Below are 20830 nucleotides of genomic sequence, written 5' to 3'. Positions count from 1 at the left end.
AGTAGAAAAATTCCAAATTAACAACCTATGGGCACACTCACTGCCCTGTTAACAATTCTAGTTTCTGTACTTATCAACTGTTTCTGATTCTAGCTCTCGCAGCATCAACTCTGGCATGAAATCGGGTACAAAAGCTTCTTCCTTATCCTTTAATACTGCTGGTGGTAGATTTTTCGGTGTTTCGGTTTGAGAGTTGGCAGCAGGTAGCCAATTTAGAAATGGCAGTGGTAACAACGTGCTGAGGTTGGTAACAAGCACCAAAAGCCAGAGTTTATCAAAATTGGTTTCGGTTACTCCCAACAAATGCATCAATCCTGCACCTAATTCGTAGGAAAGTAATCCTGCCAAGTTAGTTACTGACATCAACAGAGCAAATAATGTTGCTTCTACTCCCGATGGGCAAAGCCTTGCTGCTAGTACTAGCACGGGCATATAGGCAATTTGCCCCATTACGGTAAGAATAAGACTGTCGCCTAAACTAAACCAGTGATCGTCGATACCCAAAGCACGGTTTGTATGAGTAACTAACAGCAACATCGTCATTCCTAAGGCTGCTGAGAGAACAGTACTCCAACCAAAGATGACGCGAAAAGGTACTGTTTTGAGGAAACGTTGGAAGATCCAGATACCTACTAAAGAAGCAATACTTGTTACTAGGCGCACTCGTCCTAAAAATTCTGGTTCAAAGTGCAGCTCGTTTGTGGTGAAGAAGAAAAAAGCTGATTCAGCTGTTGGTGTGGCTTGCCAGATGAAGAGAAATGCTGTCGGCAGCCAAATTGCTTTTTGAGTAACCGCTTGACGTAGTTGCCCAAGTTGATGCTTGATGCTTTGAAAGTTAGTGTTATGACTATCGTTAAAATCTTTGCTAACAGGAGATTCAGCAATTAACCATGCTACTGCGGAGACAATGAGGGGAAAAGAGGCGGTAATCCAAAATACGGTGCGATTGCTGAAATGCTCTAAAAGCAAACCGCTAAAGTAAGCGGTGATTAAACCACCAAAGGCTGAAGCACCCCAGCATAAAGATTGTAGGGAACCTGCTTCTGCTTGAGATTCTGCTCTTGCTCTTTCGACAACTAATGAGTCAACAATCACATCACTGACAGCAACAGACAAGGAACCAAAAGCGATCGCTACTGTTGCTGCTAAAGGAGTGTGAACAATTGTTGCAAGGCTCACCCAGGATACTGCTCCCAGTACACCCGATAAGACTAAGTATGGACGCCGTCTATAACCCAATATGGGAAAGCCATCTGAAATAAAACCAAACAGTGGCTTAATAATCCAAGGTAGAGCGACAATGCCGAATAGTGCGGAGACTTGAGCTGGAGATAGCCCTAATTCATCTTTAAGGAAAAAGCTGACGGCTAGGCGCGCCAACCCCAAAATGCCTTGGACAAAGTAAACGGTGAGAATGGCGATTAGTTCGGCAGTTGGTTCGTTACCGAAAAAAACCTTCTCCTTTACCGAGTCTTTGACCTTAGACAAGCCAGAGGAAGAAATCAGCATTGATAAACAAATTTTAAGTTTTATCGACTTTTATTATGATATCGATTTTCTCATGGTCAGGTGTAAGGAGCGATCGCTTGTCAGAATTTGTTTATCTGTCAAGTCAGTCACATGGATCGGTTAAAGGTATGATTACAGCGAGCACCAAAGTGTTCCCACAGCTTATACCGTTTTGGATTTTGGATTGGAAATCGCTTCTGTTTCTGGGTTTAGTGAATCCATGTTTGACATCTTGCACTGTTCTCAACACGAGCCAGAGGCTCTAATTCTCGTTACCAGGTTCAACCTGGTAACGAAGGTTTACGAGGGTTTGGAGGCTGCACCTGGTGGCTGTTGCATAACAAATCGGATTTTGCAAGAAGCGATCGCGCATCTGTAAACCTAATCTATGTTTAATGCCTTATAGACGTTTTTAGTTTTATGCAATACTGCCGCGCTTGCGTGCTTCTTTGTAAGAAGTTCCCACATTCCTTAAGCCAGCTTTAATCATTTGTCGTTCCAGCAGAGCAAAGAAACGTGTTCTATCACCACCACGCACCACTGCCTGATTATGTGCTTCGGCTATAGCTACCGGATAACCATATCCTTTTTGCACTTGTGCCAGCATTAATCCCAGTGATTCATTAAATAAAAGTGTATTTTCTGCTACCCATGCAGGTACTTCTATTCGAGCAATTTCTGCACCAACGTGAACATAACAAAAGTAAACTTGTTCACCTTGGTATAAGTCGAGAATACGGGCATTGCTACGCCACAGAGGGCTGCGTTGCCCTGGTTTAAGTTGTGTTGCCCAAAGGGTAGCATCCCGCAGTGGTTCAAATACCTTACAAGGCACTTTGTTATCCATTTGATTTGGACAAAAACTCATGCAGTCGGGTGTGGGATGGGGACAAGCTAAAAGACGCAAAAAGTTTATTCCTTCTATATTGCGAGAAGCACTCAGATAGCCCATGAGGGGAATTTGAGCATCACGCATTTGCCGCCAAGCTTCGAGGATAGGGGGTAAGATGCGATCGCGTGCATCAAAAGGTAATTGTTCTAAAAACCAGTAAATTAATGAACCATCCACCATTGCGAGGGTAGGGATTCGGGATGGAGAAGAAGACGCGCAGAGGGAAGAATTCTCCTTGTCCTCTTTCCCCGTGTTCTCTGCTACGCTACACGCTAGTTCTGCCAATACCATGGCTTCACTGGCAGTACGGCGATAACTCATCCACTCTTCAGTTCTAATTCCCCACTGACGAGAAACGTATAAATCCTCTGGACGATAAAATACCTCTGGCAAACTATCTAAAAGCGGGTGTTTATTTTGTCCGTAGTGCAAGACGACTCTGCCAATGTTGAGGAGGTAGCAATAAGCAATTTCGTGGTGGTTGGGAGCAATTTGGGAACCGTCGGTAGCGATGATAGTGTGAATTTTGGGAGGAACAGGAATATCAATGCAGGTATTGAGTGGTTCTAGGGGAGTTGCATTGGCAAAGAGAATGCGATCGCGCCATTTTTCCTGTTGCTGTACTAATTCTGTTTGTGAATCATAAGCTTTGCAGAGATATTGCTGGGCTAATTCTAAACGTTGGCGGCTAGCAGCAGCTTCTAGCGTAAGATGTTGGCTCAAACCCTGCATTTGGCGGGCGAGTTTGTTAAGGTCAAGCATAGAATTTATTTGTTAGTAGGTAGTAGTTAGTAGGGGCGGGTTTTACTGATTATCTTTCGCTTCAAACCGAGGATTTATCTTTTAAACCCGCCCGTACAGTAGTTAGTAGTTAGTAGGTAGTAGTTAGTAATAGGTAGTTGCTAATTAAGAGTTTATTTTTACTTTTTCACCACTAACCACTAACCACTATCCATTCTGAAAAATCTTTAGCAAACTCAGAAAGTGATAGTAGCTGGATGCGCGGATCGTTTTGGGCTGTTACCTTTTCTGATGGAGTATTGTAACCCCAATCTGCAAGAAATAGTTTCACCTCTTGCAAGTCTGTTTGCTTATCTACTACCTGCAATGTTTTCAATCTGTCTTCTACAAACCATACTGCATCTGCTGCGATATTGTGTAATTTAATTAATTCTCGTAATATTTCGTACTTGGGACGCTTCACTTCTTTCCCAAAAATTACTTCTGGTGTTAGATAAACTTCTTCTTGTCGCAACAGTTTTTGTACGAAACGTCCTTCTTTTGTAGTAATAATATATAGCTTAGTGAGACTAGCAACAGTTGCTTTAATTTTATCAATCACACCCGGATAAAATCTATGCAGGCTCAACCATCCCTCTAAATCTGTAGCTATCCACTCATCCCGCAGCTTATCTAATTTTGTACCAATTTCTTTGGCATTCAGATTTTCTGTTTGTAAGATTTCTTGAACAATACTTCCCCATTTCTGAAGAATTTTTTCTTCTGCAATTCCTGCTAACAAAGCCCTAATTAAAATAGGCATTTCCCAACCCGTTTCAATTACAGGTCTAAGCCGATAAAATTTAGAAGCTAAATCATCTGGTGGAGTCTCGTTAACTGGCAACCATACTTGACAATATGTACGCCATGCCACCTCAAAATATTCAATTAGTCCGTCGCAAATTACACCGTCAAAATCCAGGGCGAGAATTTTAGGATTATTTACGTTCATCGTTTTGATTCTGAAACTGCTTTTTCAGATTACTTTATCAAGTTACATCCAATCAGTAATTATTGTTAGTCTTTATCCAAAAACTAGGATAAGGTGTAGAGACGCGAAATTACCCTACGGGAACCCCTGCGGTGTACGCGTCTCTACAAACCCCAATCACCCTTTACTCCTTCATTCCCTGTAGCTGCTTAATTCTTAAAACACCATGTTGGGGACTAAAGAGTAATGCCAACACAAATAACCCTGATACTACTAATACAATTGCCGGGCCAGAAGGTAAATTATAAAAGTAGCTAATATACATACCGCTAATACTAGAAATTACGCCAATTACCGCTCCTAAAATCATCACTTGATGCAAACGTTTAACTAATAAATAGGCGGTTGCACCTGGTGTAATTAATAGTGATAGTACCAAGATGACACCAACTGCTTTCATGCTGGCGACAATTGTTAAAGCAATCAACAGCATGAGTCCAAAGTTGAGCCGATTTACTGGTAAACCTGCTGCTTGAGCGCCTAAAGGATCAAAGGTATAAAATAACAATTCTTTATATAATAAAAAAACTACTATTAAGACTATGGCAGCAATAATGGCAGTGTCGCGCACATCTTGTATTGTAACGCCGAGAATATTACCAAATAAGAAGTGATTGAGGTCAATTTTATTTTCTTTTTGAATTGCAGTAATTAGCGTAATACCAAGAGCAAAGAATGCTGAAAAAACTATTCCCATAGCCGCGTCTTCTTTGATGGGCGATCGCGTTCTGATTACGGCAATGCATATGGTACTCACCACGCCCGCGATAAACGCCCCAATAAAAATATTAGCCCCCAACAGAAAAGCGATCGCTAGTCCCGGCAAAACCGAGTGACTAATGGCATCACCCAACAAAGCTAGCCGCTGCACCATTAAGTAGCTACCAACAACCGCACACAACAAGCCTACTAAGATGGCAATGACAAGCGATCGCTGCATAAAGCCGTATTGTAAAGGCTCAATTAACGCTTCTAACATAGTTTGTTCTTTGTTGATTGTTAATTGCTAATTGTTAATTGCGATTAACCATTAACCATTAACTATTAACTAATTACGCTGCCTCTTTCCAAAACATTACATTACCACCGTAGGCAGTAGACAAGTTTTCTTCAGTTAATACCTGCTGTCGGGAACCTGTAGCGATTAAGTCACGATTTAATAAAATTAACTCATCAAAATGAGAAATAGATTCTCCTAAGTCATGGTTGACAACAAGGACTATTTTTCCGGCGGCAGTAAGTTCATCAAAGACTTCAAAAATTACTGACTGAGTTTTCTGATCTATTCCTACAAATGGTTCATCAAAGCAAAAAATTTCCGCTTCCTGTGCTAATGCACGCGCTAAAAATACGCGTTGTTGCTGCCCCCCCGAAAGTTGTCCAATTGGGCGGTTACGGTACTCGCTCATGCCTACCCGTTGTAGTGCAGCTTTGGCTACTTGGCGACTAACTACACTAAAATTACGCAACCATCCTGTTTTCTTTACCCTTCCCATCATCACCACATCCCAAACAGTGGCGGGGTAAGTCCAATCTATTTGGCTGCGCTGCGGTACATAGGCAACTTTTTCAAGTTGCTGCATCAAAGGCTTTCCTTGATATAGCACCATACCCCGACTGGGAACTAATCCCAGCATCGCTTTCATGAGTGTACTTTTACCAGCGCCATTGGGGCCGAAAATTCCTGTTAGTTTCCCTGGTTTAATAATGCAGTTAACATCTCGCAGCGCTTCTACTTCACGATAATGCACTCCTAAATGGGCAATGTAAATTGCTTCTGTTGCATGTGTATTAGTAGGCTTACTTACGGGAACTGGCATTTCAAGTTTTTTCTGGAATGGAATTGAGTTTGGCTGAAAAAATAAGGTTTTCACAATAGTGTTTTCATACTGATTGGCTTCAGTTTACTATAAAAATGAAAGAAAAATGAAAACATCTATAGCCGGGAGTAATCTTTTTTATAAATGAAACTAATACCGAAGGCAGAGACTACTATTGCCAATCAGCGGAAGTCAAAAGTCTTTTTTGCTCTTGCTTTTGACAAGCTATTTGTGGGAGTACTTTTGGGGTTTGCGTTATTTGGCTGTTCGGGATCGAACTCTTCTAGAGCAACTATAGATGGCAAGCCGCAAGTTGTAGCAACTAGTACCATTATTACCGATCTAACAGAAGAAGTTGGAGGAGACGAAATTCAGCTGACAGGAATTCTCCAACCAGGTACTGATCCGCACGTTTATGAACCCACGCCAAAAGACAGCAGGGTTTTGGAAGAAGCAGACTTGATTTTGTATAACGGCTACAACTTGGAACCCGGATTAATCAAGTTAATGAATGCATCTGGCACAAAGGCGCGGAAAATAGCAGTAGGGGAAGCAGCAAAACCTTTACAACTGGATAAGGGCAAAGGCGAAGTAGTTCCAGATCCGCACGTTTGGGGTGACGTGAAGAATGCGATCGCTATGGTAAACACAATTCGGGATGCTTTGATTGAGTTATCACCGGAAGATAAAGAAGAATTTACCCAAAGAGCGCAGCAACTAACCACAGAATTAAAGCAATTGGATAGCTGGGTTACTCAACAAATCCAAACGATTCCACCCCAGAGACGCAAACTTGTGACAACTCACGATGCCTTTCAATATTATGGACGCGCTTATGGAATACCAATTGCAGGTACGCTTATCGGCATTAGTACCGAAGAACAACCAAGCGCCCAAACTGTGCAGAGATTGGTAGAGTCAATTAAAAAAATTGCTGTTCCGGCAATTTTTGCAGAAACAACTATTAACCCAGCTTTAATTAAGACAGTTGCCGAAGAAGCAGGTGTGAAATTAGCACCACGTCAACTTTATTCTGATTCGATTGGTGTGCCTGGAAGTGAGGCTGATTCTTATATCAAAATGATTGAGTCTAATACGCGGACAATTGTTGAGGCACTAGGGGGAAAGTATACGCCGTTTCAAGCTAGTAAATAAATTAAAATGAATCTAACTTATTTTTTGACACAATAGATGCTATATCTTCTCTAGAGTTTTTGATTTCGTCCAACGCTCATGCTGATTGGTGTAATACAGAAATTTGTGCTTTCTCACCCAACCAACCTGTGGCTTAGAATTTGTATTTGAGTTTTTCTAATATCATTTTGGCATAATTACTAATTCCGACACTTTAATTTAACCTTCATAGAAAAAATTTAAGGTGCGTTACACTGCGTTAATGCACCCTAATAGACTGAAACGACTAATTTAGTGCATTATATTTTGTAGATTGGGTCGAGTTTACGAGACCCAACATCCCGATTCATTTTGGGTTGCGCTGCGCTTAAACGCCAGGTGCTTTATGCCGGGAAACCCTTACTTTCAGAAGCCACTTCGTGTCTACGGCAGTCGCTACCTTCGGAAGTCGCTTCGCGCCTACAAGTCGGCACTAGACGCGTTCGCCGTTAGGCGTTGCGTTAGCTAGCGGCTTCCCGGAGGGTAGCCGCCCAACGCGCTGCCTCACCACCGCACTGGCTCCCCAACCTACACCTAATACACCGTTTTAGCCTTGTCGCGCCACTACTTTATTCACCAATCTACTAACTAACTACAACAGCAGACGATTCCAAACTCGCCACTAATTCCACATTGAATTCTGCCTCAAAAACTCCTTTTTTGTAATCTAAATTCCAGAGTTCTAAGCCGCAGTCATCATCAGGGCGAGATGGATAAATTCGCATTTTTAATTGTCGCGATTCTGGATAAAATTCACATTTCAGTTGTGTTATCGCTCCAATTTGTCGCCGATCTAAAGCAACTGCCAATCTTAAGATGGCACTCAATTGGCTGACAAGCTGTCGGTGTTCTTTGTGCAGGAGATTGCGGAAATTTTCGTGCTTTTTCTTGGGCGGTGATTTGCGATGATAACGCGCTAAGTTGGCAATGATTTCGATTTCGGTTTCGGTATAGCCGAGTAATTCGCCATTGCGAATCAGATAGTAAGAGTGTTTGTGATGAGAATCATGACTGACATAGTGACCACAGTTGTGTAATATGGCGGCAGCCCAAAGCAGTTGCCTTTCTTCTGCACCCCAGTTGTGCAAAATACTTTGTGTTTGGTCAAATATACTGAGAGCGAAGATAGCCACGCGATCGCTGTGTTCTAAATTGACTTGATATTTTTTGGCACTTTTGAGAACACTGCGTTGGCGCACTGAACTTTGGTAGCGCAAACGGTCTTCTATTAAACTGTGAGTGAGCATCCAGTCTACGATCACTCCTTCCCGAAGCGATCGCTCACACACCGTTAACGATTCTACTCCCAACAGACTCATTGCTTCCTGTAATATTACTGCGCCTGCCAGTATAACTTCTGACCGCTTTTCTGGCATACCAGGAACTGTCGCCCGTTCGGAGTTAGTCATTTTCCGTAAGCGATTAACCGATTCTCGCAAATCTTTGAGGGTAAACTGATAGCCGTTGAGAGTATTGGGAACAAAGCCCAATTTCTCTCTGGCATGGATTGTAGCCATAGTTTCGATAGTACCGGAAGTTCCTACCAACCGAGGATATTCACCAAAGTGTAAGTTCGCCAATATCTCTTCTACAGAACGTTCCAACATTCCGCGTGCATAGGCTTGCAGGTATTGAAATTCGGCGTTGCTGACGGGATCTGTCGAGATCAATTCATTAGTGAGTCGAACTGCACCAATTTTGGTACTGGTAAGGGTTCGCTCCTCATAACTGTCGCCCAAAATTAATTCTGTGGAACCACCACCAATATCAATAATTACGTGGGGCTGGTTGTTAAATTCCATCCCCGACAGCACACCCAGGTAAATCCGCCGTGCTTCTTCTTGCCCAGAAATCAAGTCAACGCTCAAACCCAACTCGACTTCTACCTGGTGTAAAAATTCTTTACCATTGGGAGCTTCTCGCACAGCGCTAGTTGCCACAGCAATGATTGTCTCGGCGTTGAGAGTTTTAGCTACTTCTTGGAAACGCCGCAAGCAGGCGATCGCTCTTTCAATCACTTCTGGTTTTAAACATCCAGTGACGAGATCGCGATCGCCCAGTCTCACAGTTTCTTTTTCTCTGCCGATAATGCTGAATGCTGGCAGTGTTGGTTCAATCTGCACAATTACCATGTGCAGAGAATTTGTTCCCAAGTCGATAGCAGCGATAATTCGCTGTTGCTTGCCTGTTTGAGTTGGTATACTCCCCCAGTTAGCAGAAACTAAATTCACCATCTATTTTGTTCTCTCTATTCAGGATGGTAGGAGCCGACAACGCCGATTAAACGGCACGAGTATTGTGAAACAAATTTGTCTCAGATAGAAAGCCGGATAACTTTACCTGAGCGATAGAATTCACCCTGCTACTTGCAACTAAGAGGACTATTTAGATTGATTCCAAGTTGCCAGTTTAGATTTTGCTTTTATAAATATCAAATAACAAATATCAAATAAAATTATTCTAGATTATGTAAAGATGTGTTAACTAAGGATTGGTGATAGGGTATTGGGTATCGGGTACTAAAGAGGACAAGGAGACAAGCAGGGGAGCACCAAGAGCAGAGGAGAACAACCAGCTACTAACCACTAACAAATGACTGACTAATGACCAATGACAAATGACCAATGACTAAATAATTATGCTAACTACACCAGAATCCAAACAGGAACCAACATGGCTTGCGATCGCCCGGCTTTTACGGTGGCATAAGCCAGAAGGGCGATTAATATTAATGATTCCTGCCCTTTGGGCTGTGTTTTTGGCAGCGGCGGGAAAACCACCTTTACCTTTAGTTGGCGTGATTGTTTTGGGAACTCTCGCCACAAGTGCTGCTGGCTGTGTAGTCAATGATTTATGGGATAGAGATATAGATCCAGAAGTAGAAAGAACACGCGATCGCCCTCTTGCTTCCCGTGCGCTGTCTGTAAAAGTTGGTATCGCTGTTGCGCTGGTAGCACTTGGATGTGCGGCGGTTCTTGCTTTCTATCTTAACCCACTCTCATTTTGGCTATCTGTGGCGGCAGTTCCGGTGATTTTGCTTTATCCAGGTGCTAAACGCGTATTTCCCGTACCGCAGTTGGTGCTTTCCATCGCCTGGGGTTTTGCCGTGTTAATTAGCTGGAGTGCTGTGACGCAGAACCTTTCCCTCCCAACTTGGCTACTTTGGGGCGCAACAGTACTGTGGACGCTAGGATTTGATACCGTCTATGCTATGAGCGATCGCGATGACGACAAGCGCATTGGTGTCAATTCCAGTGCCCTATTTTTTGGCGATTATGCTCCTGTGGCAATAGGCATTTTCTTTAGTGGTACCGTCTTTTTTCTCGCCTGGCTAGGAATTGCCATTCACCTTCATCTAGCCTTCTGGATCGGTATTGCTATAGCTACTATTGGCTGGATTTGGCAGTTTGTTCGCTTAACTCAAAAAGACTTGCCTAATTCTGCTTATGGTGAAATTTTCCGGCAAAATGTTTGGATTGGTTTTATCGTCTTGGCTGGGATGATTATCGGCAGTTTTTCAATCTAACGCATTTTTCCACTTTTCCCTGTTCCCTTTTAATAGTACATACTTTGACGAATAGAGCCTGATGCTGCAACATACTGTAGCATCCGAGATTGTAATTGTTGATATTGCTGCTTTAACAAATTTTTACTCAACTGTAGATAAGATGAAGCTGGTAAACTCTGGCTCTGTTCTACCCATTTTTTCAGCATTTGCCTTTGATCTAAAGCTATGTAACTACTCAAAACGTTAGCGCAGAAATTTGGTGCTTCTAGAGTAAAGAAAATCAAAGGATAGCGTTCATTTTCAGCTAAAGAACTCACTATTTTATGATTGTGAGAATTTTTCATATCTAAGTAACAAGGTAGCCACTTAGGGCCAAATTCTTGACTGTAAAGTAAAGTTACCCATAGCAGCATTGGGTGAGGAGATGTGACAAAAATAAACTGATTGCAACGCATGGAAGAATTATATTTGCTGATATTTTGCAGAGACATCATCAGCAATAGTCCTGTTACAGAACCTTGTTCGGTATCTACTAGCTGGGGAAAAACTATTTCCTGAATCGGTTTATCCTTAGGCCACATCAACTTTTTACAAGCTTGTTTTACAGGTAGCAACTCAGAATGTACAGATGAGGAGGATGGAAAAGCAGGGGAGGCAGGTATCGCAACTTGAGGAGTACTGGCAGATGGTTGTAGTGTAGATGGCAAAGAAAGTTTTTCCTTAGCTCCATCCGTGGTTATGCTTTCTAAGATTTTGAGAACTTCACCTAGATTTTGGGGGCGATCGCTTGCTGATTTTGCCAAACAAGCCATGATTAAATCATTGAGTTTCTCTGGCAATTTGAGATTGGGATTAACATCGGCGATCGTCAGTGGTGGTTGAAAGTGATGAGCTTTATACCAAGCGCCAAAAAAGTCTGTTTCTGGTTGCCAAGGTTTTTGTCCCGTAAGCATCTCAAACATCATTACCCCCAGGCTATAAATATCAGAACGACTATCTAGTTCATTGCCGTCCAATTGTTCTGGAGAGCAGTAGGGTAAAGTGCCATGAAAGCTTTTACTAGTAACTATTGTTGTTTGCGTAGTTAAAAATTTAGCAATTCCAAAATCTAGAATTTTGACTAACTGACCTAATATCGGATCAGGTACAACTAATATATTAACTGGCTTAATGTCTCTGTGTATAAGCGGATAAATTTTACCGTCTATATTAATACCTTGATGAGCGCATTGCAATCCCAAACAAATTTGACGGCAAACAGCAATAAATATTGGCAAAGGTGTCGGAATCAAATCTTTGAGACTCTTGCCGCATAAATACTCCATTACATAGAAAGGTTTACCATTTTCACTGACACCATAATCTGTTACCCTCACTATATGCAGGCTCTGTTGACTTAATGCTGCACAAATGCGAGCTTCGCGGGCAAAGTCCTGTTGCATCTTACCTTCTGAAAAAGTTTGAGACAGGAATTTGATTGCAACTGATATTCCTCCTAACAAAGTATCTTCTGCTAGAAAAACTTCTCCCATGCCTCCTCTACCAATTATTTTTTTTAATTGATAACGTTTGGCAAGCAACCCTGGATTGCTTGTAGAGTTATATGAACTGATATTCACTATTTCAACCTCTACGATATCTACAAGGCTAAAAATTAAATTTTATAAATAAATATAAAACATTCCAAACAAATAATATACTTTTAAAAATCTTTATTAGAATAATGTGAAAATAAATTAGAAAAAATATCAACCAATTTATCAAACCACGTTTTACCAACTAATTTATCTTGTTGTTCTGCCAGACTTTGCATAATTTTTGATTTCATGTTTTCATATTCTGTCTTTAATATAATTTTGCTTTCATTGAAAGAAACTACAGAATCTATTTTGTGCTTCATTTCCAAATAATCTAACAATTGCTGGCGTTGAATAGCAGTTAAAGATAAAGTAATTACATTGGCGCAATAGTTGGGTTCTTCTAAGGTAAAAAAGAGTAGATGATAGTAACCAATATCTGCTAAACACTTTACTATACTTTGTCCTTGATTATCTTTTAAATCCAAAAAATAAGATAACCATCTTGTCAATTGAACTTGTGCATTTGACAATACAGTAATCCACAGAACTACTGGATAAAGGTTTTTTTGGAAAATAAATTCTACGCAATTATTGTTATTTAAAAAACTATTTATCTCCTTTTGAGGTAACATAGCCCAAAAAGTTGGTATAAAACCTTGTTGTGTGTAAAGTAAATGTGGAAAACAAATTGAAGATATTGGCTTATTTTTAGGCCATTGCTTTTGCAAACAAATTTTTTCTGAGAATGAAGTTACAGGTACTAACTGTACTAGATCTTTACCTGGATAAATATTGTTGATGTCAGAAATATTTCTATTATACTGGTGCTGAACAGATTCTAAGGTTGTTAATATCTGATTAATATTCTGAGGTCGATTGCTTACTTCTTTTGCCAAACAACTAATGACTAAATTTTTTAGTTCCTGTGGTATTTTGATCTGGGGTGCAACTTCCTCAAATGGAGGCGGTGTTTCAAAACGATGAGCTTGATACCAATCACCAAAAGAATGACTTTTCATTTGGAACGGATGTTTGCCAGTTAACATTTCAAACATCAACACACCCAAACTATAAATATCAGAGCGCACATCTAATAGCTTGCGTCCTTCCATATGTTCTGGAGAACAATAAGGTAAACTACCAATAAAAGACTCTGTTATAGTCATTCCAGAGCGTTCGGTTAAAAACTTGGCAATGCCGAAATCTAGAATTTTTACAATCTTCTCTTTTTGGTTATTTTTAGTGTCTTCACTTAAAAATATATTTTCTGGCTTAATATCTCGATGAACAACTGGAAAAATTTCTCCTTTGAGATTAACTCCTTGGTGAGCACATTGTAAACCTAAACAAATTTGATGACAAATTACTAAAAAACTTGATAAATTTAATCGTTCAAACTTAAGAATATGCTTGAGATTTTTTCCTTGCAAATATTCCATTACATAAAAAGGAACTTTATCTTCAGTTACACCATAACTTAATACTCGAACAATATGTGTACTTTTGCGACCTAATTGAGCACCAATAAAAATTTCTCTAGCAAATCTTTGAGACATTTGCTGGTTTACTAAATTCATAGACAAAAGTTTAACCGCAACTGGTATATTACCTTTAGCTGAATCTTCTGCTAGGTAAACTTTACCCATCCCTCCTTTACCAATTAAATCTTTGATTAAATAGCGATTGTTTAGAAATTTGCCAATATAACTGTCTAACTCTATTTTTGGTAAATTATTCTCATTAATACCATTTTGTGACATAAATATTTTCTATTCTCCAATTATTAAGCCAAAAAATAAATATTTCATACTTAATTTTAACTAGAAAAAATCAATAATTATTGAAAGTTAATAAACTAATTTAAAAATAAATAAAAAATAATTATAATCTTTTGCTCAAGCCCTCTTAAAAAAGATATAAATGCTTGTAAACCCTATTTAACACAATTATTAATTAATAAGTATGAGAAAAACCACTGAAACTCAATAAGACATGAATAAGTCTTATTGATAAAGTCAGTGAATATACGACTTTTAAAAGTAAGGTACGTAGAAATACTATAAACCCATTGTGCTTTGCCCAGAAAAATTGGTTCTTTAGTAGTTAGTATGTATAGCTAATAGTTGAAATGTTACCTAACACTCTCTAACTGTTCTACAATTGGTTTCTGGTTGCTATCTGCACTAACAAGTCTGGCGATTGTATTTTTTTCAGAAGTCATGGCTGCACGCAATTAGATACCTCATTCTAATGCGGATATTTATAGACAATGCTCCCTATTAGTTCTTAATCCTGCCCGATTGTTGGAAACGTAGATATTAACACCTTGAAATATTTTGGAATATATTAAGCTAGCGTTGTAAATTTGGAACTAAACGAAGACGACGCAATAATCTGAATACTGGAGATTCTATCTTGAGTTTAAAGGCTAATATTTGGGTACGTTGAAGGACATTAAAATTATTGTCGCTGACAAGGATTAATGAGCGCTGCCCATTAGGTAATTTAGAACCAAAAGTTAAACCTTCAATATTGTCTAACAAAACATCAATTTTTCTCAAATCTAACAGCAAATTTTTCTGAACAGGTTTGATTTTTTTGGTATCTACAGCTAAAAGACTGCTGATATGATGAATGTCAGAGGCTCCTGTCAAGTTAAATTGGAACAGCGCAATATAAAATCCTAAGCCAGTAAAATGTCGCTCTAAACTTAGAAAGCTTCCTTGATTATCTAGGGCTAATAAATCAGCGAATCCACCCATAAATTTGCGAGAAAAATTCAAAAATGGAGCAACGGGTTCTGTTAAGTAAAGAAATTCTTTTTCTGGTTGATTGGTAAGCAAGTTATATTGCACAATCCGGCAAGGACTATTAGTGTTTGGCTTTACTTCTGAACCATCTTGAATGAGAGCATTTTCTGTGGCTGCAAACAAATGCTTTTCGTTGGGTGTGATGGTAAGGCTTTCAAAAGCTAAATTGTTGCGGATACCCTGCTTGTTATTTTGATGTGGCAAAAATTTATTCGGTATGGGTAATGTTGCGATTTCTCTTCCTGAAGCAAGAGAAAACTCTTTGATAAATGGATTGATTAATTGATTATTGTCACCTTCAGAAGAAATAAATACAGTTGCTTTCTTAGTTAAAGCAATACCTTCTGGATCGACACTACCAGCAGTAAAATTTGTACCAGCTTTATTTAATAATGGGGTAACAGCAACAGGAATAACATTACCATCTTTGAGTGAGCCTTTGCTCAAATCAATTTTTAGGGTATAAATGCGAGCAGTAGATTTGTTACTGCGGTCATCAGATATAGCATAATAAAGGTCATTTTTAGCATCATAAGTAATACCAGATAACCCTCCTACTTCGGTATTTTGAAATGTCAAACCAGTAGGCAAAGTGGCAGAACCAATAAAATCTATATCTGTGATTTCAACAGGACATGAGATTAAATTGCTCAATAATATACTGATGATTAAAACTAAGATAAAAACATAAAAAATACGTGGCAATCTCCATATTTTTTTAATTAAGTACATCGGTAAGTATGACGCTAAAATCTAAAAGTCAACAACACAATATCATGGCTAATCGCTATCAGCCATTAGTTAAACGAATTTGTTTTCATATGTAGTCAGAACTTACGCACGACTCAGAAAGAATCAAACCGCAGAGGCACAGAGAACACGGAGGAGTAAAAATTAGAGAGTAGTCCTAACGCACTGAAAATCTAGGATGGTGCAGTGCTTGGCGACAATACACCCTACAAAACTTGGTATTAGTCTCAAGAAGAACTTATATCAAGTCCGTCTAATTAGTTATAATCAACACTCGTGAAAGCTCTCTGCGTCTGGTGCGTGAGCTTTAATCATAACTGTTTTGACGAACATAATATTAGAACAGATCTGACTGCTGTTCCCGTGTTTTAATAACTGAGTTATTTTTAACCTTACTCATGGCTCAATCGTAAAGAACTTTGTCGCAAACATCCGGAAGACGGCTTTGCGAAGAGTATTCTAATTCCTCATTTCTAATTTCTGCTTGGAAAAATTTAACTAACCAGTCTTTGACGCTGCGGGTAGCGCGGCAGTCATCTTCGTTGTAACGCTGGATGACTTCTAGCAAGCTACGATCGCCTGTTTTTAACCACCGATCGTACCAGTAAATGCACTTAGCACCACTCGCTTCTGGATCGCGCCACTCAAAACCCAACCAACGAGCGATCGCTTTTAAGGCATAACTTTCTACTGGCAAGGCTACACTTTGAGTTAATTTTTCGTATATATCTACAAACCGATTCAGTATTGGCTGTACAGAAGCATGGGAAGTACGGTAAAGCTTCGCCAGCCGCTTAACTGCATCAGATTCGTAAACACAAAAATGATAAATTGGCGCATCCGGATACTGCCACATCAAATCCAAAAATTGCTGCCAAATCAATTCTTCGTCTTCTGGTTTTTCTGCAAGCAAAGAATAAAAATCTTCCGTATTTGCTTGTCTATCAACAACTAAAATCCCCAACAAGTAATCCAAATTTAAGTCTGGCTGCGCTTCAATATCAAAGTAAAGCTCAATTGGGGTTGTAAATTTATTATTCTGAGTTGATAGCGTTGGCAGTAACCTTTGTTCGTGGCTATGACTTTGCAAATCATCCCTCATCGCCGGAATTGTTGAGTGGTATAAGCTATCTGGCAAATAGGGTAAAATCAGGGGACGATTTTGTAGTACAGATTGAGCTTGCAATACAAGTTTGCAGGCAACTTCGCTGTCAAAACCAGGCAGATTTTCCAGTGCCGTTGGATTAGCTTGGGCGAGAGATTCTACTGTAGTAATACCCAATGCCTGTAATTGAGTGTAGCGAACAGGTGTAATTCCTGGTACGAGAGAGAGGTGTTTCTGAGATTGAGCGATCGCATAACAACTGCTGTACCAATGGCAAAGATTGCAGCGTTGCCGACTCATAAACAAGTCTGGTGCTGTCACCTCCTCCAAAGTTTGAATCAACTCCTGGAGAATACTATGCATCTGCGGTTTCCATCTCAGCAGATCCACAGAATAATGCCCCTCTTTGCCACGCAAAACTAACGAAGCTGTTTGTGGTTCCGCTTGCTGGGCGATCGCCAATACTTGGGCGTGAAATGTCGCTACAACTTGATATTCTTGCTTCGGACGTTTTCCCAGTTCAATATTCACCGGAACGTACATCCAATCTCCAAAACAGGAATTTCCAGGCAGCTTTACCAGTAAATCTGGACGACTTAATAAAGTGTATTTATCAGATTGAAAGGAGGAAGATGACACAGGTAAACTCTCCGCGTCTTTGCGTCTTTGCATCTGGGCGTCTTCCCCCGTATCCACCTCTACCGTCTCAGTTAACTGCAACTGAATATCCGAGTATTTAGCTAGCAACACACCTTGATAAATGCACTCTACTCCCTGCTGCATCAACTCCAGAGTCGCCGCCTTTCCCCTTTGCCAATCTCCCAGTTTATAATCTGGGCGACGAGAATTCCACTGCTCCAAAACACCTTTCTGATGGACGATTTTGTCTTGTTGCAGTTTCAGGAGCAAATCATTAGCAGCATCTGTTTGGCTGAAGTCGCCGTGGATATCTAAATAAGAGCGGCGCTTACAACGTTGAAATTGCAGCAGAAGTTCAGCATTTATTAACATTCCTCTAAGCTAACAAGAATTAGCCCTATTTGGAAGTAACCCAGCTAACGAAAATTGATGTTAATAAAGGTACACTCTTTTTTGGGCAGATGGAAGACAGTATTTTTTTATTTCGCTATTCCCTGTGCGATCGCCGATCTTGTAGCGACTGTCTTGAAAGTCAAGCGATCGTTCGCCAAAAAATCAAGCAGAGGGAGCCAGGTGAAAAATCTCAAACGAGAAAAAAATACCATGAAAAGATCAGCCAGTCAGGTGATCGCTGTGGCTGAAGAAAGATTGCTTCAGGTTGGGTTGAGGAACGTAGACACCGGAGGTGGCTTCGTGTCCTTTGTGTTCTTTGTGGTACCCTTCGGGAAGCCGCTGTCGCGTCTACGTTTTTCGTTACTGCTCGCTTCATTACATGATGGTTGTAGAGGTATATAGATGAGGATAACTGTTGAGGAGTTGTTGCAGCGTTATGCTGCTGGGGAAAGAGATTTTGTGGGAATTGTGCTAGTACCTTGTGCTAACTTGAGTGATGCTAATTTGAGTAGTGCTAACTTGAGTAAAGCTAGTTTGAGAGAGATTGACCTAAGTAGAGCCAATTTGGAGAGAGCTAATTTGGAGGAGACTGACTTGTCTTTCTCCAGTTTGGTAAAAGCTAATCTCAGGCAAGCTAACCTGAAAGGAGCCTTGCTGCAAGAAACTGCTTTGGCTGACACCATTTTCGAGGAAGCTAATCTTAGAAATGCTGAAATTGCTTTGTGTTCTATGGTAAGAACCAATTTCAGAGGAGCTGTTTTGGACAATACCTCTTTTACTGAGTGTATATGCCGAGATACTATCTGGTGTGACGGCGGAATTATTAACGATCCGATTAACTAGCGATAAGTCTGCTTCAGGTGTTGCTAGGAGAAAAACAGTGCGATCGCTCTCTGTTGTAGGTTAGATTGAGGAACGTAAACACCTATTTATCCCTATTCCTAAAATCAATTAAAGTTTGCAAATAAGCATCCGGCATTCCAATATCAAAAAGCTTTCCTTTCACAACATATCCTGTTATTCCTTCGGCTTGACGCAATTTATCCAGACAGGTTGTGAGTTGAAATTCTCCCCTTTCTCTAAAGTTATTACTAATATTTTCTCCCAGTAAATCAAATATTTTCGGCGTCAGTACATATAACCCAAATATACATAAAAACTCATCTTCTGCTATACCTTCAACACGTAAATGCTGGCGTGCATATTCAACAGTAGGTTTTTCGGATACTTGCGTTAGTGAAATAATTGAGTTTTTCTGTTGCCAAACCCCTGTGATGCACCCGGCTTTATAAAGCATATCTGCTGGCATTGTCGTTAAACCAACAACACTTTGATTAACTTGTTTATAAATTTCTAATACCTGACGCGCACAAGATACTTTTGTATCAGATGAGTAAATATGGTCGCCCAATAGCAGCAAAAATGGTTCATTATTTACCCAATCTTTAGCGCAGTATACAGCATGACCATAGCCTAGCTGTTCTTTTTGAACCAAAAATTTAATCTTGTCACCCATGTCCACCAGATATTTGCTGTATTTCTGATTTTCTGGCGAAAGTTTCTCAAAAAGTTCTGCTTTGGGTGGAAATTTAAATAAGTCTATAAAAGTTCTTTTATCTTCTGGCTGGATGACAATTCCAACTTCTTCAATGCCAGCACTAAAAGCTTCTTCTATGATTAGCTGAATGGCAGGTTTTGCTCTGCCATCTTTATCAATAATTGGAAAAAGTTCTTTTTTAACAACTTTCGTAGCAGGAAATAACCGAGTGCCAAAACCCGCAGCCGGAATTACAGCTTTTCTAACTTGTTTTTTCTGCATAAATCGTTAATTCTAAACATTGCATCTGTGGAAAATCTCGTTCAAGAATTTCAATTAATTTTTGTTGATTTTCTTTGTTTTTAACAATAAACTGTGCTGTGCCATCTCCTTGGGAACCAACGCCTTTGCCACCCAAAATATAAGGTTGAATCGGTTCATAATTTAGCAGTTGATGCAGAATTGGTGCAGTTAATTCTTGAGGGCAAGCCGGAATCAGATGCTTGTCAAATTCTGCTTGTGCTTGCTTCATCAAAATACCAATTTGTTGAGCATCACCTGCTTGCAAGGCACGAACAGCAGCTTGGGTGATTTGATAGCTGACAGAACCGAGATATTTCTGAACATTTGCTTGTATTTCGTTACGGGCGAAGGGATAACACTCATTTAGTTTTCTGAGAATTTCCTGAGTATTTTTGCTGGCACCAAGATCCACAATCACAAAAAACAAATCTGTTGGAACACTAAGTTCGATGATATCAGTGCGATCGCCATCAAAGATCATAGCAATGGGACGATTACCATAAGCACAAGCTTGATCCATCCGCCCGCAACGAGAAGGGGTGGTAATTTCTCCTAGATAGGCAAACTCCATCTCCTCCCGGATCGACATTTTTAAGTCATAAACCAGATTAAATGCCCTCGCGACCAGAACGCAAACAGCTGCACTTGATGACAAACCTTTTTGAATTGGTAAATCTGTTCGGTAATTATCAATTTCTAGCCCGCCCACACATTTATCTGACTTGACAAGAAATTGGTAGGCAACACCAGCAGCATAGCTGAAAAACCCACCCTTTTCGGCTTCGGCAACCAAAACCTGTTTTTCCATCGGTAGAGTTAAGGTTTTGCGGCTGCCACCACTAAGACAGGCACTCAGAATCAGTAGATTTGAATGTGGCTTCACTTCGGCATACAGCCCCTGATTCGTACCCACCAGTAGCGTGCAACCTACTTCTAACTCTGAGTTGAGACTGCGATAGCCTCCCGCCCAATCACTATGTTCACCAAACAGACACAGGCGCCCTGGAACAAAAATTTTCATATATGTTTTTTATCTTACT

17 protein-coding genes are annotated in these 20830 nt (G+C 40.2%); 5 read left to right on the top strand and 12 right to left on the bottom strand.

All coding sequences use genetic code 11. From position 1 onward, the window contains the following. Nucleotides 1–57: 57 nt before the first annotated feature. Nucleotides 58–1509 carry a folate/biopterin family MFS transporter gene (locus UYC_RS0131115; RefSeq protein ID WP_016878061.1) on the bottom strand — a complete coding sequence of 484 codons (1452 nt, stop codon included), beginning with the start codon at nt 1507–1509 and terminating at the stop codon, nt 58–60. A 184-nt stretch (nt 1510–1693) separates the two neighbouring features. Between UYC_RS0131115 and UYC_RS38350 the strand changes: the two genes are divergently transcribed. Then, nucleotides 1694–1888 (top strand): hypothetical protein, encoded by a 195-nt coding sequence (locus tag UYC_RS38350; protein ID WP_127011271.1) that lies wholly within the window; start codon nt 1694–1696, stop codon nt 1886–1888. Between the two features lie 39 nt (nt 1889–1927). Here the strand turns inward: UYC_RS38350 and UYC_RS0131110 are convergent, their stop codons facing one another. From UYC_RS0131110 to UYC_RS0131095, 4 genes are all read right to left on the bottom strand, one after another. After that, nucleotides 1928–3163, bottom strand: coding sequence for a DNA double-strand break repair nuclease NurA (locus UYC_RS0131110; protein WP_016878060.1), 1236 nt, complete (start codon nt 3161–3163; stop codon nt 1928–1930). A gap of 172 nt (nt 3164–3335) precedes the next feature. Further along, nucleotides 3336–4133 carry an HAD family hydrolase gene (locus UYC_RS0131105; protein ID WP_016878059.1) on the bottom strand — a complete coding sequence of 266 codons (798 nt, stop codon included), beginning with the start codon at nt 4131–4133 and terminating at the stop codon, nt 3336–3338. Nucleotides 4134–4296: 163 nt separating this feature from the next. Then, nucleotides 4297–5151, bottom strand: a complete 855-nt coding sequence (locus UYC_RS0131100) for a metal ABC transporter permease (RefSeq protein ID WP_016878058.1) — start codon at nt 5149–5151, stop codon at nt 4297–4299. Between the two features lie 73 nt (nt 5152–5224). After that, the gene (locus UYC_RS0131095) at nt 5225–5992 is read right to left on the bottom strand and encodes a metal ABC transporter ATP-binding protein (protein ID WP_085951651.1); all 768 of its coding nucleotides are present in this window, start codon (nt 5990–5992) and stop codon (nt 5225–5227) included. 144 nt (nt 5993–6136) lie between these two features. On the opposite strand from UYC_RS0131095, the gene UYC_RS0131090 reads away from it, so the two are divergent. Continuing rightward, nucleotides 6137–7147 carry a metal ABC transporter substrate-binding protein gene (locus tag UYC_RS0131090; protein ID WP_016878056.1) on the top strand — a complete coding sequence of 337 codons (1011 nt, stop codon included), beginning with the start codon at nt 6137–6139 and terminating at the stop codon, nt 7145–7147. 602 nt (nt 7148–7749) lie between these two features. Here UYC_RS0131090 and UYC_RS0131085 read toward each other — a convergent pair. Beyond that, entirely contained in the window at nt 7750–9399 is a 1650-nt protein-coding gene (locus UYC_RS0131085; protein WP_016878055.1) for a Ppx/GppA phosphatase family protein, read from the bottom strand. 404 nt (nt 9400–9803) lie between these two features. Between UYC_RS0131085 and UYC_RS0131080 the strand changes: the two genes are divergently transcribed. Beyond that, on the top strand, nt 9804–10691 hold the full coding sequence (locus tag UYC_RS0131080; protein ID WP_016878054.1) for a 4-hydroxybenzoate solanesyltransferase: 888 nt from the start codon (nt 9804–9806) through the stop codon (nt 10689–10691). A gap of 29 nt (nt 10692–10720) precedes the next feature. On the opposite strand, the gene UYC_RS0131075 is transcribed toward UYC_RS0131080, so the two are convergent. The 4 genes from UYC_RS0131075 to UYC_RS0131060 form a co-directional block, all read right to left on the bottom strand. After that, the gene (locus UYC_RS0131075) at nt 10721–12292 is read right to left on the bottom strand and encodes a serine/threonine protein kinase (protein ID WP_016878053.1); all 1572 of its coding nucleotides are present in this window, start codon (nt 12290–12292) and stop codon (nt 10721–10723) included. A gap of 83 nt (nt 12293–12375) precedes the next feature. After that, a complete protein-coding gene (locus UYC_RS0131070) occupies nt 12376–14013 on the bottom strand; it encodes a serine/threonine protein kinase (RefSeq protein WP_016878052.1) in 1638 nt (545 codons plus the stop codon). 591 nt (nt 14014–14604) lie between these two features. Then, nucleotides 14605–15795 (bottom strand): esterase-like activity of phytase family protein, encoded by a 1191-nt coding sequence (locus UYC_RS0131065; RefSeq protein WP_016878051.1) that lies wholly within the window; start codon nt 15793–15795, stop codon nt 14605–14607. A 421-nt stretch (nt 15796–16216) separates the two neighbouring features. After that, a complete protein-coding gene (locus tag UYC_RS0131060) occupies nt 16217–17929 on the bottom strand; it encodes a TM0106 family RecB-like putative nuclease (protein WP_016878050.1) in 1713 nt (570 codons plus the stop codon). A gap of 57 nt (nt 17930–17986) precedes the next feature. On the opposite strand from UYC_RS0131060, the gene UYC_RS0131055 reads away from it, so the two are divergent. Together UYC_RS0131055 and UYC_RS0131050 are read left to right on the top strand one after the other, a co-directional pair. Beyond that, nucleotides 17987–18352, top strand: coding sequence for a hypothetical protein (locus UYC_RS0131055; RefSeq protein ID WP_016878049.1), 366 nt, complete (start codon nt 17987–17989; stop codon nt 18350–18352). Then, entirely contained in the window at nt 18353–18793 is a 441-nt protein-coding gene (locus UYC_RS0131050; RefSeq protein WP_016878048.1) for a pentapeptide repeat-containing protein, read from the top strand. An 82-nt stretch (nt 18794–18875) separates the two neighbouring features. Here the strand turns inward: UYC_RS0131050 and UYC_RS0131045 are convergent, their stop codons facing one another. Both UYC_RS0131045 and UYC_RS0131040 read right to left on the bottom strand, forming a co-directional pair. Beyond that, on the bottom strand, nt 18876–19769 hold the full coding sequence (locus tag UYC_RS0131045; RefSeq protein WP_016878047.1) for a UTP--glucose-1-phosphate uridylyltransferase: 894 nt from the start codon (nt 19767–19769) through the stop codon (nt 18876–18878). Then, the gene (locus UYC_RS0131040) at nt 19750–20811 is read right to left on the bottom strand and encodes a mevalonate kinase family protein (RefSeq protein ID WP_016878046.1); all 1062 of its coding nucleotides are present in this window, start codon (nt 20809–20811) and stop codon (nt 19750–19752) included. The genes UYC_RS0131045 and UYC_RS0131040 overlap by 20 nt, the downstream gene beginning before the upstream one ends. Between the last annotated feature and the right edge of the window lie 19 nt (nt 20812–20830).

Source organism: Chlorogloeopsis fritschii PCC 6912 (genome assembly GCF_000317285.1).
GTDB lineage: Bacteria > Cyanobacteriota > Cyanobacteriia > Cyanobacteriales > Nostocaceae > Chlorogloeopsis > Chlorogloeopsis fritschii.
This window is presented reverse-complemented; position numbering and strand designations above follow the sequence as displayed.